Below are 16,195 nucleotides of genomic sequence, written 5' to 3'. Positions count from 1 at the left end.
GGGGCATCTCGCTCTCCGGAGCAGTTATTGAATCTTTGTTGGGAGAACTCCCTTGAAAACCCTCGCAGCCAAACTCCCGCCCATGGGCACCCTGGGACCCTTTATCGCCCTGCTGGTGGCCTGTGCCTTTTTTGCGTCCCAAAGCGACCGTTTTCTGACGCTGCAAAACTTCTCGCTGATCTTGCAGCAGGTCATGGTGGTGGGCACCATCGCCATTGGCCAGACGCTCATCATCCTCACCGCGGGCATTGACTTGTCGTGCGGCATGATCATGGCGCTGGGCAGCATCGTCATGACCAAAATGGCTGCCGACTTTGGCCTGAGCGCCCCGGTCGCCATCACCTTGGGCATTGCCGCCACGGCAGGCTTTGGCCTGGTTAACGGCCTGCTGGTCACCAAAGCGAAGTTGCCGCCTTTCATCGTCACGCTGGGCACGCTGAACATCGCGTTTGCCATCACCCAACTGTATTCGGGCTCGCAGACCATCACCGATGTGTCCGAAGGCATGACCTGGCTGGGCAACTCGTTCCGCATTGGCCAGACCAACGTGCTCTACGGCGTGGTATTGATGTTGGCGCTGTACCTGATCACTTGGCTGTTCCTGCGCGAAACCGCGCCTGGGCGCCACATCTACGCCGTGGGCAACAGCCCCGAAGCCACCCGCCTCACCGGTATTTCCACCGACAAAGTGTTGATTGGCGTGTATGTGCTGGCGGGCGTGTTTTACGGCATTGCCTCGCTGCTGAGCGTGGCCCGCATTGGCGCCGGTGACCCCAACGCCGGGCAGACCGAAAACCTCGACGCCATCACCGCCGTGGTGCTGGGCGGCACCAGCCTGTTTGGCGGCCGCGGCATCATCATCGGCACGCTGGTGGGCGCGCTGATTGTGGGCGTGTTCCGCAACGGTCTCACGCTCATGGGCGTGTCCTCCGTCTATCAGATTCTGGTCACCGGCATTCTGGTGATCCTGGCGGTGATGACCGACCAGATGTCCCGCAAAGGAGTCCGCTGATATGTCTACCGCTCCCAACGCTCAAAGCCCGCTCGTGATCCAGGCCAAAGGCCTTGTCAAGCGCTACGGCCAGGTGACCGCGCTTGACGGTGCCGACTTCGAATTGCGCGCCGGTGAAATCATGGCTGTGATCGGTGACAACGGCGCCGGCAAGTCGTCGCTCATCAAGTGCCTGGCGGGCGCCACCATTCCCGATGAAGGCGAGATTTTCCTGGACGGCCAGGCCGCCAAGTTTCGCAGCCCCATTGACGCGCGCCGCGCCGGCATTGAAACCGTGTACCAGGACCTTGCCGTGGCGCCGGCCATGACGATTGCTGAAAACCTGTTTCTGGGCCGTGAAATTCTGCGCCCCGGCTTCATGGGCCGGGTGCTGCGCATGATGGACAAACGCAAGATGCTGGAAGAGAGCATTTCGCGCATGAACGACCTGAAGGTTGGCATCCGTTCCATGACGCAGGCGGTGGAAACGCTGTCGGGCGGTCAGCGCCAGTGCGTGGCCGTGGCCCGTGCGGCGGCGTTTGCGCAGCACGTGGTGATCATGGACGAACCCACCGCTGCGCTGGGCGTAAAGGAAGGCAACATGGTGCTGGAGCTCATTCGCCGCGTGCGCGACAAGGGCCTGCCGGTCATTTTGATCAGCCACAACATGCCGCATGTGTTTGAAATTGCCGACCGTATCCACATTGCCCGCCTGGGCAAGCGCGCCGCCATTGTGGACCCCAAGCACATCAGCATGAGCGACACCGTGGCGGTGATGACCGGCGCGAAGTCGGTCGACGATCTGCCTGCAGAAGCTCTGGCCTGAACTGTGCCCACCCCCTTCGCTTGCTCACTGTGTGTAGCCGATCCGCCCCTCAAGGGGCAACACCAGCGGCCTGGCAAAGCCAGTTCCGCGGTGTTCTGGGTTGGCATGTGTGGCGTTCTGGGCCGTTGTTAGTTTGTTTGAAAGACCAAAATGCTCAAAGGCATTGATCCCCTGCTCAGCCCCGAGCTGTTGAAACTGCTGGCCGAAATGGGGCACGACGACGCGCTGGTGCTGGCCGACGCCAACTTCACCGCCATGAGCCTGGGCGCAGGCAAGCCGGTGTTGCGCCTGCCCGGTGTGGGCATGGCGCGCACGGTGCAGGCGGTGGCCAGTGTGTTGCCGCTGGCGGCCGATGTGCCGCAGCCCGTGGCCTACATGCAAGTGTGCGGCAGCGCGCCGGGCTACCGCTCGGCCCTGCAGCGCGAAACCCTGGCCGTGCTGGCGCAAGAAGGGCTGGCCGAAGGCCAGGCCGAGGCGCTGGAGCGCTACGCCTTTTACGAACGGGTCAAAACCGCCTACGCGATTGTGGTGACAGGCGAGCGCCAGCCCTGGGCCAACTTCATTTTGCGCAAGGGCGTGGTGGGCGAAGCCCTGCGCGAATGAGCGGGGTGCCGGACGTGTCAAACTTGGCCACCGTGACCGAAACCAACACCCACCCCAACGAACCCGTGGCGGCGCCTGCACCGCCGGATGCCGCCAACGATGCACCCCGGCTGCGCCCGCGCGGCTCCAACCAGGTGGGCATGCGCCAGTTCAACGAACGGGTGGTGCTGCAAGCGCTGCGCGCCCACGGCAGCCTACCCAAGGCCGACCTGGCCCGCCTCACCGGCCTCACGGCGCAGACCATTGGCCTCATCACGGCCCGGCTCGACGAAGACCAGCTGCTCACCCGTGAAGCCCCGGTGCGCGGCCGTGTGGGCCAGCCTTCGGTGCCCATCGGGCTGAACCCCGACGGCGCTTTTGCGGTGGGCATCAAGATTGGCCGGCGCAGCGCCGACTGGTTGCTGGTGGACTTCACCGGCCGGGTGCGCCAGCGCCTGGTGCTGAACTACCCGTTTCCCGACATTCCGGTGCTGCTGCCCGCCATCAAGGCCAACCTGAACCGGCTGCTGGAAGACCTGGGCCCTTTGCGCGACCGCGTGGTGGGCGTGGGCGTGGCGGCGCCGTTTCAGCTCGGCGGCTGGCACCGCATGCTGGGCTTGACCGAGGCGCAGTCCCGGGCCTGGAACGACATGGATCTGGCCGCCGAAGTGCAGGCGCTCACCGACTTGCCGGTGAGCTTTGCCAAAGACACATCGGCCGCTTGCGTGGCCGAGCTGTTTCAGGGGCGCGGGCGCGACATTGGCAGCTTTCTGTATTTGTTCATGGACACCTTCGTCGGCGGTGGTCTGGTGATCCATTCGCACCTGCACCGCGGTGTCCACGGCAACGCCGGTGCCGTGGCGTCGTTGCCGCTTCAGGTGTCGCAAGGCGGTGATGTTCCGCCGCAGCTGGTCAGCCAGGCGTCGTTGTGGGACCTGGAGCAGCGCTTTCGCGAGCACGCGCTGGACCCGATGGCCGCTTACGACACGCGGGCGCTGCAGGCGCCCTGGCTGGCTTACACCCAGGAATGGCTGGAGCGGGCCGCGCGGGCGCTGGCGCATTGCATCGTGGCTGGCACCGCCTTTCTGGACGTGGAAGCGGTGGTGATGGACGGCGCCGTGGCGCCCGAGCTGCTGCACAACCTGCTGGCGCGCACCAGCGAAGCCTTGAAAACCTACAACTGGGAAGGCCTGCAGCCCATGCCCCGGCTGGAGCTGGGCAGCATGGGCTCTGACGCCCGCGCGCTGGGCGGCGCCTTGCTGCCCCTGCACGCCTGCTTTGCGCCCGACCATGGCAGCTTTTTGAAAAGCTGAGCGCCTGCGCCAGCGGGGTCAGCGCTCGCTGGGTGTGAGGTTGGCCAGGGGTGGGCTGTGCCAGATGGTCTGGGCGTATTCGGCGATGGTGCGGTCGGCTGAAAACGGTCCCATGCCCGCCACGTTGTGGATGGTCTGCCGCGTCCAGGCTTCGGTGTCGCGGTAGGCCTGGTCCACGCGGTCTTGGGTGGCCACGTAGCTGGCGTAGTCGGCCAGCAGCAGGTAGTGGTCGCCCCAGTTCACCAGCATGTCGTAAACCGCCTGGTAGCGTGCGGGCTCACCCGGGCTGAAGGTGCCGTCGCGAATGGCTTCCAGCACGCTTTGCAGCGCGGGCTGTTCTTCCAGGAAGCGGCGTGGCTGGTAGCCCGCGCTGCGCAGCGCCTGCACCTCGGGCGTGGTGTGGCCGAAGATGAAGATGTTGTCTTCGCCCACGTTGTCGCGGATCTCGACGTTGGCGCCGTCCAGCGTGCCGATGGTGAGCGCGCCGTTCAGGGCCAATTTCATGTTGCCGGTGCCCGAGGCTTCGGTGCCGGCGGTGGAAATTTGCTCCGACAGGTCGGCCGCCGGGATGATGATTTCGGCCAGGCTCACGCTGTAGTTGGGCACAAACACCACCTTGAGGCGGTCGCCCACGCGCGGGTCGGCGTTGATGGTGGTGGCCACGTCGTTGATGAGCCGGATGATGAGCTTGGCCGTGTGGTACGCCGAGGCGGCCTTGCCCGCAAAGATCACCACACGGGGCGTGTGCTCGGCATCGGGCTGCGCCAGGATGCGTTGGTAGCGCCCCACCACGTGCAGCAGGTTGAGCAGCTGGCGCTTGTATTCGTGGATGCGTTTGACCTGCACGTCAAACAGCGCCTGCGGGCTGACCTGCAGGCCCATGTGCTGCTGCAGCCAGTCGGCCAGGCGTTGTTTGTTGGCCTGCTTGGCTTCGCGAAAGGCTTGCGCAAAATCGGCGTCGCTGGCGAGCGGGCGCAGGGCTTGGAGCTGGGTCAGGTCGCGCCGCCAGCCGGTGCCCAGGCGGCTGTCGATCAGGCTGGACAGCGCCGGGTTGGCCTGGGCCAGCCAGCGCCGCGGGGTGATGCCGTTGGTTTTGTTGTTGAAGCGCTGCGGCCACAGGTGGGCGAAGTCGGCAAAGATGGACTGCTGCATCAGGTCCGAATGCAGGGCCGACACGCCGTTGACCGAATGGCTGGTGACCACCGCCAGGTAGGCCATGCGCACGCGGCGTTCGCCCGACTCGTCGATCAGCGAGAGCCGCCGAATGCGCTCGGGGTCGTGCACGCCGGTGCGCGCCAGTTCGGCCAGGAAGTGGCTGTTGATGTCGTAAATGATTTGCAGGTGGCGCGGCAGCACGCGGCCCATCATGTCTACCGGCCAAGTTTCCAGAGCCTCGTGCATGAGCGTGTGGTTGGTGTACGAAAAAACGCCCTGGCACAGGCGCCAGGCATCAGTCCAGGGCAGGTGGTGTTCGTCCAGCAGCAGGCGCATCAGCTCAGGGATGGCCAGCACCGGGTGGGTGTCGTTCAGGTGGATGCTGACCTTGTGCGGCAGCTCTTCAAAGCCGGTGTGGGTTTTGAGGTAGCGGCGCAACAGGTCTTGCACGCTGGCACTGACAAAGAAGTATTCCTGGTGCAAGCGCAGTTCGCGGCCCGACGGGGTGGAGTCGTCCGGGTAGAGCACGCGCGAGACGTTTTCCGAGTGGTTCTTGCTTTCCACGGCGGCAAAGTAGTTGCCGCGGTTGAAGGCGCTGAGGTCGATCTCTTCGGTGGCCTTGGCCGACCACAGCCGCAACGTGTTGGTGGCGTCGGTGCCGTAGCCGGGCACGATGGTGTCGTAGGCCATGGCCAGCACGTCGTGCGAGTCGACCCAGCGGTGGCGGGCGGCGTCGCCGGTGCCTTCACGGGCCACATGGCCCCCAAACTGCACGCGGTACACCACCTCGGGGCGCGCAAATTCCCAGGGGTTGCCGTGGGTGAGCCAGTAGTCGGGCACCTCCACCTGCTGGCCGCCCACGATGGTCTGGCGAAACATGCCGTAGTCGTAGCGGATGCCGTAGCCGTAGCCGGCAATGCCCAGCGTGGCCATGGCGTCGAGAAAGCAGGCCGCCAGCCGGCCCAAGCCGCCGTTGCCCAGCGCGGCGTCGGGCTCCAGCGCGGCCAGCACGTCGATGTCGGCCCCCAGCTCGCTCAGCGCTTGTTTGAGGGTGTCGCGCAGTTCCAGCGCCAGCATGGCGTTGTCAAACGCGCGGCCCATGAGGAATTCCATGGACATGTAGTACACGCGCTTGGCGTCCTGGTCGCACTGGGCGTGGGTGGTGCGCATCCAGCGTTCCACCAGGCGGTCGCGCACGGCATAGGCCGCCGCGTGCAGCCAGTCTTCGGGGCGGGCGGCCGACGGGTCTTTGCCCACTGTGAACACGAGTTTGTTGGCGATGGACTGCTTGAGCGAGGCGAGGTCGTTGCGCGGGCTGTCGTAGGAAAAGGCGGCGGTTTGTGTCATGGGGGCGTTCAAGCAGGTGAAATTTCAGGGTGCGACGAGTTCACGGTAGAGCGCGGCGTATTCCCGGGCGGCCTCGTCCCAGGAAAAGCGTTGGCGCATGCCGGCGCGCTGCACCCGTTGCCAGTGGGTGGGGTGCCGGTAAAGGGCCAGGGCGCGCTGCAGCGCGTGGGCAAATTCGGCGGAGTCCATGTGGTCAAACACGATGCCGGTGGCCGTGTCGCTGGCCAGGGTGTCGGGCCGGGTGTCGGTGACGGAATCGGCCAGGCCACCCACGCGGCGCACCAGCGGTACGCTGCCGTATTTCAGGGCGTACAGCTGCGTCAGGCCGCAGGGCTCGAAGCGCGAGGGCACCAGGGTCACGTCGCTGCCGCCAAACACCCGGTGGGAAAACGCTTCGTCAAAGCCAATGTGCACGGCCACCCGCCCGGCATGTTGCTGCGCTTTGGCTACAAAGGCGGCTTCCAGGTGCGCGTCGCCATTGCCCAGCAGCATCAGCTGCGCGCCGCTGGCCACCAGGGTGTCCACCGCGTCCAGCACCAGGGGCAGGCCCTTTTGCTCGGTCAGGCGGCTGACCACGGTGAACAGCGGCGCGTCGGGGTGGGTGTGCAGGCCGGTTTCGATTTGCAGAGCGGCTTTGCAGCGGGCTTTGCCCAGCAGCTGGTTGCTGCTGAACGGGTGGGGCAGCAGGTGGTCGGTGGCGGGGTTCCAGAGCGTGTCGTCCACGCCGTTGAGGATGCCGCTCAGATCGGCCTGGCGGCGGCGCAGCAGGCCGTCGAGTCCGCAGCCGTGTTCGGCGCTTTGTATTTCGCGCGCATAGGTGGGGCTCACGGTGGTGAGGCGGTTGGCGTAGTGCAGGCCGGCTTTCATGAACGAGACCTGGCCCCAGAATTCCAGGCCTTCGAGCTGGAAGAACGACCACGGCAGGCCGATGTCGGGAAACCGCGCGGCATCAAACAGGCCCTGGTAGGCCAGGTTGTGCACCGTGAACACGCTGGGCAGCAGCGGCTGGTCGCCGCCCGCTTGCACCAGGCAGGCGGGCACCAGGCCGGCGTGCCAGTCGTGGCCGTGCACGAGCTGGGGTTTCCAGCCGGCGTCACCGCCTCGGGCCAGCTGCACCGCCGCCCAGGCCAGCGCGGCAAAGCGGCGGTGGTTGTCGGCGTAGGGCTGTTTGTGGGCGTCTTCGTAGGGGTTGCCGGGGCGGTCCAGCAGGCCGGGCGCGTCCAGCACATAGGCGTGCACGGCGGGCGTGCCGGGCAGGGTGCCGTGCAACAGCCGCAGCTCGGCGCCCCACGGTGCGTTGAACCGCAGCAGCTCGGCCGGCTGCTGCAAGCCCGCCAGCACCGCCGGAAAGCCGGGCAGCAGCACGCGCACGTCGCACCCGTGGGCGCGCAGCGCCTGGGGCAGGGCGCCGGTCACATCGGCCAGGCCCCCGGTTTTCAGCAGGGGGTGGTATTCGGCACTGACTTGCAGAATCTTCATGGTGCGGGTGGTGTTGGGGCGGGCTTCAGGGCTGTGCAACGGGGAGCCGGTTGAGCATGTCGCGGGTAACGAGCACCACGCCGCCCGGGCTGCGTTCAAAGCGCTGGGCGTCCTGTTCGGCGTCTTCACCAATCACCAGGCCTTCGGGCAGCTTGCAGCCGCGGTCCACCACCACGCGGCTCAGGCGGCAGTGGCGGCCCACGGTCACCTCGGGCAGCAGCACCGCCTGGTCGACCTGGCAAAAGGAGTGGACGCGCACGTTGGAAAACAGAACCGAGTTGCTGACCACCGAGCCCGAAACGATGCAGCCGCCCGAGACCATGGTGTTGATGGTGAGGCCGTGTTTGCCGTCGGCGTCTTGCACAAACTTGGCCGGGGGCAGCTGGCGCTGGCTGGTCCAGATGGGCCATTCGGTGTCGTAGATGTCGAGCTCGGGCGTGACCGAGGCGAGGTCGAGGTTGGCTTCCCAGAAGGCGTCGATGGTGCCCACGTCGCGCCAGTAAGGCTTGGCCTCGGGGGTGGACGACACGCAAGACATGGAAAACGGGTGGGCCACGGCGCGGCCCTCACGCACCACGCAGGGGATCACGTCTTTGCCGAAGTCGTGGCTGGAGGAGGGGTTGGCCAGGTCTTCTTCGAGCAGGCGGTAAAGGTAGGCAGCGTTGAAGATGTAGATGCCCATGCTGGCGAGCGACACCGTGTCGCTGCCGGGCATGGTGGGCGGGTGCTCGGGTTTTTCCACAAAGTCGGTGATGCGGCGTTCGGCGTCCACCGCCATCACGCCAAACGCCGAGGCTTCTTCGCGCGGCACTTCAATGCAGCCCACGGTGCAGCCCGCGCCCGAAGCCACGTGGTCTTGCAACATGATGGAGTAGTCCATCTTGTAGACGTGGTCGCCAGCCAGCACCACCACGTATTCGGGGTTGCTGGACTGGATGATGTCCACGTTCTGGTAGATCGCATCGGCCGTGCCGCGGTACCAGTGCTCTTCGTCCACCCGCTGCTGGGCGGGCAGCAGATCCACCATTTCGTTGAGTTCGGCGCGCAGAAAGCTCCAGCCGCGCTGCAGGTGGCGCAGCAGCGAGTGCGACTTGTATTGCGTGATCACGCCAATGCGGCGAATGCCCGAGTTCACGCAGTTGGACAGCGCGAAATCGACGATGCGGAATTTGCCACCGAAATACACTGCCGGTTTGGCTCGTTTGTCGGTGAGCTGCTTCAGGCGCGAGCCGCGCCCGCCCGCCAGCACCAGGGCGATGGATCGGCGCACCAGCATGTGGGGCTGCATGTGGCGGTCGGTGTTCAGGGGCGCGGGTTGGAGTGTGGGGCTCATGGGGTTTGTCTCCTGCAGGGTTGAAGGTCGCGGTGGCCTGCGGCCGAGTCTTCGCTCGGGTGTTCAGGTGATCACGGTGGGGGTGTGCATGCCGGTATGGTGGGTGATGCGGGCCAGGGCCTGGGCCAGCCCGATCAGCGGCGCCAGGGCTTGCTGGGCGGGCAGGTCGTGGCGGCTGGCGTCGGCCTCGTGGCGTTCCAGGTACACGCGCAGGGTGGCGCCTTCGGTGCCAGTGCCTGAGAGGCGAAACACCACCCGCGACGAATCTTCCAGCACCACGCGCACGCCTTGCTGCTGGCTCAGCGAGCCGTCCACCGGGTCGGTGTAGGCGAAATCGTCGGCCCAGGCAACGCGCTGACCAGCGACGGTGGTACCCGCCAGCGCAGGCAACTGGGCCCGCAGCTCGGCCATGAGGGTGTTGGCCTGTTCGGTGGCGATGCCGTCGTAATCGTGGCGGGAATACACGCAGCGGCCGTGCTCGCGCCACAGCTGGCGCACCAGCGCTTCAACCGACTCGCCGGTGACCGCCACCAGGTTGAGCCAGAACAGCAACGCCCACAAGCCGTCTTTTTCGCGCACATGGCTGGAGCCGGTGCCGTAGCTTTCTTCGCCGCAGAGCGTGACCTGGCCGGCGTCCAGCAGGTTGCCGAAAAACTTCCAGCCGGTGGGGGTTTCAAAACACGGAATGTCCAGCGCCTTGGCCACCCGGTCCACCGCGGTGGACGTGGGCATGGAGCGGGCCACACCGGCCAGCCCGGCGCGGTAGCCGGGCACCTTTGTGGCGTGGGCGGCCAGCACGGCCAGGCTGTCGGACGGCGAGACCAGAAACCCCCGGCCCAGCACCATGTTGCGGTCGGCGTCGCCGTCGGTGGCCGCACCCATGTCGGGCGCGTCGGCGCCCATCAGGTGGTCGATCAGGTCGTCGGCGTAGGCCGGGTTGGGGTCGGGGTGCAGGCCACCAAAATCTTCCAGCGGATCGGCGTGCACCACCGTGCCCGCGGGTGCGCCCAGCTCGCCTTCGATGATGGCCTTGGCGTACGGCCCGCCCACCGCCCACATGGCGTCAAAGCGCAGCCGGAAACCCCGCGCAAACAGGGCGCGGATGGCGTCAAAGTCAAACAGCTCGCGCATCAGCGCGGCGTGGTCGGCCACGGGGTCGATCACCTCCACCTCGGTGGCCTCTAGCCTCTGCCGGCCCAGCGTGTCCAGCGCGATGTCGGCGCTGTCGCTGGTGGCAATGTGCTGCAGCGTCAGGGTGCGCTGGTAGACGGCTTCGGTCAGCTTTTCGGGGGCCGGCCCGCCGTTGGCGCTGTTGTATTTGATGCCGAAGTCGCCATCGGGCCCGCCCGGGTTGTGGCTGGCCGAGAGCACGATGCCGCCGCTGGCGCCGTGGCGGCGAATCACCGCACTCACCGCGGGTGTGGACAAGATGCCGCCCTGGCCCACCAGCACCCGGGCATAACCCCTTGCGGCGGCCATGCGCAAGATGGTTTGCACGGCGCTGCGGTTGTAAAAGCGGCCGTCGCCGCCCAGCACCAGGGTGAGGCCGGTGGCGGGCTGGTCGGTGCCGTGCAACACGTCAAACAGCGCCTGGACAAAGTTTTCCAGGTAGTGGGCTTGCTGGAACACCGCGACCTTTTTGCGAAGGCCGGAGGTGCCGGGTCGCTGGCCGCTGAACGGGGTGGTGGGCAGGGTGTGGAGGGTCATATTGATTCCTGAAAAGGCCCGCCGGGTTGCACCGCCAGCCAGACGCTACCGGCGGGAAGTTCGGCGGTGGCTGGGAGCGGCATGGGGTCGGTGTGGCCGCTGTGGGTGCACAACCGGCGCTGCCAGGGGCCGGGCGGCAACGCCACGCTGTGGGGCTGGTTTGTGGGGTTCAAGAGCAACAAGCACGCCATGCCGGGCCCACTGAGCTGAAGCACCAGCGGCGCGGCGTGGGGTTGCTCCCATTCACCGGGGCCCAGGGGGCCACCACTGGCTTGAAACCACTGGGCGCTGGCGCTCGTGGGGCTTGTAAGGCTTGTGGCCGGTCCGCTGTGCCACCAGTGGGCCAGCAGCGGGGTGAGCGAATGGCGCCAACCGATCAGGTGGGCCACGAAGTCGGTGAGGCCTTGGTCGGCGGTGTCCCAGTGCAGCCAGGTGCTGGGGTTGTCCTGGCAATAGGCGTTGTTGTTGCCGCGCTGGCTGTGGCCGAGCTCGTCGCCGGCCAGCAGCATGGGCGTGCCCAGCGACAGCAGCAGCACCGCCAGCAGGGCGCGGCGCTGGCGCAGGCGGGCGCTGACCACGGCGGGGTCGTCGCTGGGGCCTTCCACGCCGTGGTTCACGCTCAGGTTGTGGCCATGGCCGTCGCGGTTGTCTTCGCCGTTGGCTTCGTTGTGGCGGTGCACGTAGCTCACCAGGTCCATCAGGGTGAAGCCGTCGTGGGCGGTGAGGATGTTCACGCTGCTGTGGGCGGGGCGGTGGCCAAACACAGCGCTGGAGCCGGCCAGCGTGTGGGCCAGCTCGCCGGGTGTGCCGGTGTGGCGCAGCCAGGTGCTGCGCTGGGTGTCGCGGTAGCGGTCGTTCCATTCCAGCCAGCCAGCGGGGAAGGCGCCCAGCTGGTAGCCCCCGTGCCCTATGTCCCAGGGCTCGGCAATCATCAGGCGGTCGTTCAGCAGCGGGTCTTGGGCCACGGCCATGAGGAATGGTGCACGCGGCTGAAAGCCGATGTGCGGCGGCTCACCGCGCGCCAGGATGGGGGCGAGGTCGAAGCGGAAACCGTCGATGCCAAAGTCGGTGACCCAGCGGCGCAGGCTGTCCATCACCAGGCGCAACACCAGCGGCTGGTTCAGGTTGAGCACATTGCCGCAGCCGGCCCAGTTGACGTAGCGCGCGCGGTCGTGCGGCAACAGGTGGTAGTACAGCGCGTTGTCGATGCCGCGCAGCGACAGCGTGGGGCCGGTTTCGTCGGACTCGGCCGAGTGGTTGAACACCACATCCAGCACCACCTCAAGGCCGGCGGCATGCAGCGCATCCACCATGGCACGGCATTCGTCGCGGGCGTGTTCGGGGGCGCTGGCGTAGCGGGTTTCTGGCGCGGCCCAGCCTATGGTGTTGTAGCCCCAGTGGTTGCTCAGGCCCAGCTGCAGCAGGCGCGTTTCGTCGGCCCGCTGCGCCAGCGGCATGAGGCACACGGTGGTGATGCCCAGGCGCTTCAAGTGGGCGATGGCCGCGGGGTGCGCCAGGCCGGCGTAAGTGCCGCGCAGCGCTTCGGGCACGCCCGGGTGCAGCGCGGTGAAGGCCTTCAGGTGCAGTTCGTACAGCACGCGCCGGGCCGGGTCGATCTGCGGTCTCGGGGCTTGCAGCGCGGGCGGGTCGGCCAGCGCAAGGGCTTTGAGCGCGGTGGCGGCGTTGTCGCGCGGGTCGGGTTGCGTGGGGTCGTCGGGGCGGTGGCCGTTGTGGATGTCGTGGCCGTCGTAGCGGCCCAGCACCTCGCGGGCATACGGGTCCAGCAGCAGCTTGGCGGGGTTGAAACGCTGGCCCTCGGCAGGGTTCCAGGGGCCATGCACCCGGTAGCCGTACACCGCCCCGACCGCGAGGCCTGGGACGAAGCCGCGCCAGATGCCTTGCGCGTCGATGGCCAGGGGCTGCCGCGCCGTGCAGGCCAGGCCAGCGTGGTCAAACAGGCACAGTTCCACACCGTGCGCTTGGGGTGCCGCCAGGGCGAAATGCACCCCTTGCTGCGTGACGGTGGCGCCCAGCGCGTTCATGGGTTGAGCGGCGGTGCAACGGGCGCGGGCGCCACCGGGGCCAGGATCACGCACGCCAGCGGCGGCAGGTTGAGCACCACCGACTGGGCGTGACCGTGCGCCGCAAACGCGCTGGTGTGGCCGGCGCCGCTGTGCTGGCCGCTGCCGCCGTACACGGCGTCGTCGGTGTTGATGAGTTCTTGCCAGGCGCCGGCCAGCGGCAGACCGATGCGGTAGCCGGCGCGCGGTACCGGCGTAAGGTTGCACACCACTGCCAGGGTATTGCCCTCGGTGTCCAGCCGCAGCCAAGACAATACTGACTGGTCGGCGTCGTCGTGCGCGATCCAGGCAAAGCCGGCCGGGCTGGTGTCGAGCTGGTGCAGCGGCGTGTGGTGCTGGTAGACGCGGTTGAGGTCGCGCACCAGACGCTGCATGCCCGCGTGGCGCGGGTCGTCCAGCAGGTGCCAGGGCAGCTGGCCGTCGGCAGACCACTCGCTGGGCTGGGCGAATTCGCAGCCCATGAACAGCAGTTTTTTGCCGGGGTAGGCCCACATATAGCCGTACAGCGCGCGCAGTCCAGCAAAGCGCTGCCAGTCGTCACCCGGCATGCGCTGCAGCAGCGAACCTTTGCCGTGCACCACCTCGTCGTGCGAAAACGGCAGCATGAAGTTTTCGCTGAACGCGTACACCAGGCCAAAGGTGAGTTCGTTCTGGTGGTGCCGGCGGTGGATTGGGTCGCGGGCGAAATAGTCCAGGCTGTCGTGCATCCAGCCCATGTTCCATTTGTAGTGAAATCCCAGGCCACCACTTTGCAAGTCGTCGCTGGGTGGGCGGCTCACGCCGGGGAACGAGGTGGACTCTTCGGCCACCATCAGCGCGCCGTCGCGCTCCACGCCCACGGTGTGGTTGAGGCGGCGCAAGAAGTCGATCGCTTCCAGGTTTTCACGCCCGCCGTACTGGTTGGGCACCCACTCGCCTTCGGCGCGGCTGTAGTCGCGGTACAGCATGGACGCCACCGCGTCCACGCGCAGGCCGTCAATGCCGAAACGTTCCAGCCAATACAGCGCGTTGCCAATCAGGAAGTTGCGCACCTCGCGCCGGCCGTAGTTGTAAATGAGGGTGTTCCAGTCCTGGTGGAAACCTTCTTTGGGGTCGGCGTGCTCGTACAGGTGGGTGCCGTCAAACTGGGCCAGGCCGTGGCTGTCGGTGGGGAAGTGGGCGGGCACCCAGTCCAGCAACACGCCCAGCCCGGCTGCGTGCGCGGCGTCCACCAAATGTTGAAAGTCTTCGGGCGAGCCAAAGCGCGCCGTGGGCGCGTACAGGCCCACCGGCTGGTAACCCCAGGAGCCGTCAAACGGGTGTTCTGACACTGGCAGCAGCTCGATGTGGGTGAAGCCCATGTCGCGCACGTAGGGCACCAGCGTGTCGGCCAGCTCGCGGTAGTTCAGCCAGCGCCAGCCGTCTTGCTTGCGCCACGAGCCCAGGTGCACCTCGTAGACGCTGATGGGCTGGTCAAACCGGTTGGCACGCTGGCGCTCGGGCGCCATGGGCCGCACCGGCGGCAGGGCCTGCACCACGCTGGCGGTGTCGGGCCGGTGCTGGCAGCGAAAGGCGTAGGGGTCGCTTTTCAGCAGCCGCTCGCCGCTGGTGGTGACGATCTCGAACTTGTACAGCTCACCCGCCGCCAGGCCCGGCACAAACGTTTCCCAGATGCCGCATTCGCGGCGCAGGCGCATGGGTAGCCGCCGGCCGTCCCACTGGTTGAAGCCGCCCACCACCGAGACGCGGGCCGCGCTAGGCGCCCACACGGCAAAGCTCACGCCCTCCACACCTTCAAGCGTGCGGGGGTGGGCGCCCAGGCATTCGTAGGGACGTTGGTGTGTGCCCTCGGACAGCAGCCACACGTCCAGCTCGCCCAGCACCGCACCAAAGGCAAACGGGTCGTCCAAGCGGGTGGTGTGGCCGTCGGCCCACTGCACCACAAACTGGTGGGCAAAAGGCACGGTGTCAGCGCCCAGGCTGAGTGAAAAAACGTCGGTCCCGGGCGCGCGCAGCATCGCCCCCCGGTGGTCGCCGCTGCTGCGTTCGAGCAAGCCCACCTGGGCCGCACCCGGCAAAAAGGCATGCACCCACAGGGCGCCGCCCACGCTGTGCATGCCCAGTGTGGCGTAAGGGTCCGGGTGTTGGCCAGACTGGATGGCGTGAAGGTCTTGGGTTGTCAGCATGACCGGAACTCCCGCCCGAAGGTGTGTGTGAATGGAATGGGCGGCTGAGCCTTTCAAGTAGGCAAGGATACGGTGCGCGTGAGGGCTTCGCCAGTGCTGTCAAACAGGTGAAGGTCTTGGGCGTTCACCTGCAGCCGGATGGCATCGCCCATTTTGTGGGCGGTGGTGCCTTCCAGCTTGAGGGTGATGGTGGGTGCGCCGCCACCGAGGTCCAGATACAGCAGCGAGGCTTCTCCCAGCTTTTCGATGTGGGCCACCCGGGCTGGCAGGCTGTTGGGGCTGTTGTCCGCGTCGGCCAGGCGCATGTGTTCGGGCCGCAGGCCCATGCTCACCGGCTGGTGGGCGGCGAGGTGCTCGGCCTGCACCGCCACCTCAAAGGCGTGCCCGGCGACCGTGATGTGGGCGCGGCCCTGGTCTGCCGACTGGAAGGTGGCGGGCAAGATGTTCATCTTGGGCGAGCCAATGAATTCGGCCACGAACAGGCTGTTGGGCCGGTGGTACAGGTCCATCGGCGTGCCGATCTGGGCGATGGAGCCTTTGGTCTGCACGTCGTCACCTGCGCGCAGCAGCACGATCTTGTCGGCCAGGGTCATGGCTTCGACCTGGTCGTGCGTCACGTAGATCATGCTGGCCGTGCCAATTTCGCGGTGCAGCTTCGCAATTTCCAGGCGGGTCTGCACGCGCAGGGCAGCGTCCAGGTTGGACAGCGGTTCATCAAACAGAAACACCCGCGGCTCTTTCACAATGGCGCGGCCAATGGCCACGCGCTGTCGCTGGCCGCCCGAAAGCTCTTTGGGCAGCCGGTCCAGCAGGTGGGTGAGCTGCAATATGTCGGCCGCTTCGCGCACCTTTTTGTCGATGTCGGCCGCATTGGAGCCAAACACCTTGAGGCCAAAGCCCATGTTGTCGCGCACCGTCATGTGCGGGTAGAGCGCGTAACTTTGAAACACCATGGCCACGCCGCGGCGTGCCGGTGGCAGGTCGTTTACCCGCTCACCGCCAATGGAGAGGTCGCCCGAACTGATGTCTTCCAGTCCGGCCACCATGCGCAGCAGCGTGGATTTGCCGCAGCCCGATGGACCCACGAACACGCAGAACTCACCGTTTTCGATGGTGAGGTTGGCGTTGTTGATGGTGAGCGGCGACTGCGGCGCGTAGCGCTTGCAGACGTTTTTGAAATCGATCCGGGACATGGGTTTCTCCGTCGGGGGGTGGT

At 66.7% G+C, this 16,195-nt stretch carries 11 protein-coding genes; 4 read left to right on the top strand and 7 right to left on the bottom strand.

Features of this window, described 5'->3' with window-relative positions:
* Positions 1-82: 82 nt before the first annotated feature.
* The 4 genes from AC0GNR_RS12040 to AC0GNR_RS12025 all read left to right on the top strand — a co-directional run bounded on the left by AC0GNR_RS12040 (position 83) and on the right by AC0GNR_RS12025 (position 3,712).
* Complete coding sequence (locus AC0GNR_RS12040) at positions 83-1,012, top strand: ABC transporter permease (protein WP_472901225.1); 930 nt, start codon at positions 83-85, stop codon at positions 1,010-1,012.
* Between the two features lies 1 nt (position 1,013).
* Positions 1,014-1,817 carry an ATP-binding cassette domain-containing protein gene (locus tag AC0GNR_RS12035; RefSeq protein ID WP_472901191.1) on the top strand — a complete coding sequence of 268 codons (804 nt, stop codon included), beginning with the start codon at positions 1,014-1,016 and terminating at the stop codon, positions 1,815-1,817.
* A gap of 150 nt (positions 1,818-1,967) precedes the next feature.
* Positions 1,968-2,420, top strand: coding sequence for an RbsD/FucU family protein (locus AC0GNR_RS12030; RefSeq protein WP_472901190.1), 453 nt, complete (start codon positions 1,968-1,970; stop codon positions 2,418-2,420).
* Between the two features lie 140 nt (positions 2,421-2,560).
* Entirely contained in the window at positions 2,561-3,712 is a 1,152-nt protein-coding gene (locus AC0GNR_RS12025; protein WP_472901224.1) for an ROK family protein, read from the top strand.
* 18 nt (positions 3,713-3,730) lie between these two features.
* Here AC0GNR_RS12025 and AC0GNR_RS12020 read toward each other — a convergent pair whose 3' ends face one another.
* The 7 genes from AC0GNR_RS12020 to AC0GNR_RS11990 all read right to left on the bottom strand — a co-directional run bounded on the left by AC0GNR_RS12020 (position 3,731) and on the right by AC0GNR_RS11990 (position 16,172).
* A complete protein-coding gene (locus tag AC0GNR_RS12020; protein WP_472901189.1) occupies positions 3,731-6,214 on the bottom strand; it encodes a glycogen/starch/alpha-glucan phosphorylase in 2,484 nt (827 codons plus the stop codon).
* A 24-nt stretch (positions 6,215-6,238) separates the two neighbouring features.
* Positions 6,239-7,693, bottom strand: a complete 1,455-nt coding sequence (gene glgA / locus AC0GNR_RS12015; protein ID WP_472901188.1) for a glycogen synthase GlgA — start codon at positions 7,691-7,693, stop codon at positions 6,239-6,241.
* 25 nt (positions 7,694-7,718) lie between these two features.
* Complete coding sequence (glgC, locus tag AC0GNR_RS12010) at positions 7,719-9,026, bottom strand: glucose-1-phosphate adenylyltransferase (RefSeq protein ID WP_472901187.1); 1,308 nt, start codon at positions 9,024-9,026, stop codon at positions 7,719-7,721.
* Between the two features lie 63 nt (positions 9,027-9,089).
* Positions 9,090-10,733, bottom strand: coding sequence for an alpha-D-glucose phosphate-specific phosphoglucomutase (locus AC0GNR_RS12005; protein WP_472901186.1), 1,644 nt, complete (start codon positions 10,731-10,733; stop codon positions 9,090-9,092).
* A complete protein-coding gene (gene glgX, locus AC0GNR_RS12000; protein WP_472901185.1) occupies positions 10,730-12,775 on the bottom strand; it encodes a glycogen debranching protein GlgX in 2,046 nt (681 codons plus the stop codon). Before glgX ends, AC0GNR_RS12005 begins: the two co-directional genes overlap by 4 nt.
* On the bottom strand, positions 12,772-14,979 hold the full coding sequence (gene glgB / locus AC0GNR_RS11995) for a 1,4-alpha-glucan branching protein GlgB (protein WP_472901184.1): 2,208 nt from the start codon (positions 14,977-14,979) through the stop codon (positions 12,772-12,774). The genes glgX and glgB overlap by 4 nt, the downstream gene beginning before the upstream one ends.
* A gap of 53 nt (positions 14,980-15,032) precedes the next feature.
* Positions 15,033-16,172 carry an ABC transporter ATP-binding protein gene (locus tag AC0GNR_RS11990; protein WP_472901183.1) on the bottom strand — a complete coding sequence of 380 codons (1,140 nt, stop codon included), beginning with the start codon at positions 16,170-16,172 and terminating at the stop codon, positions 15,033-15,035.
* Positions 16,173-16,195: the final 23 nt, after the last annotated feature.

The organism is Hydrogenophaga sp. LT287, assembly GCF_055702805.1.
The sequence above is the reverse complement of the archived record's forward strand: the minus strand, read 5'-3'. Positions and strand labels throughout refer to the sequence as shown.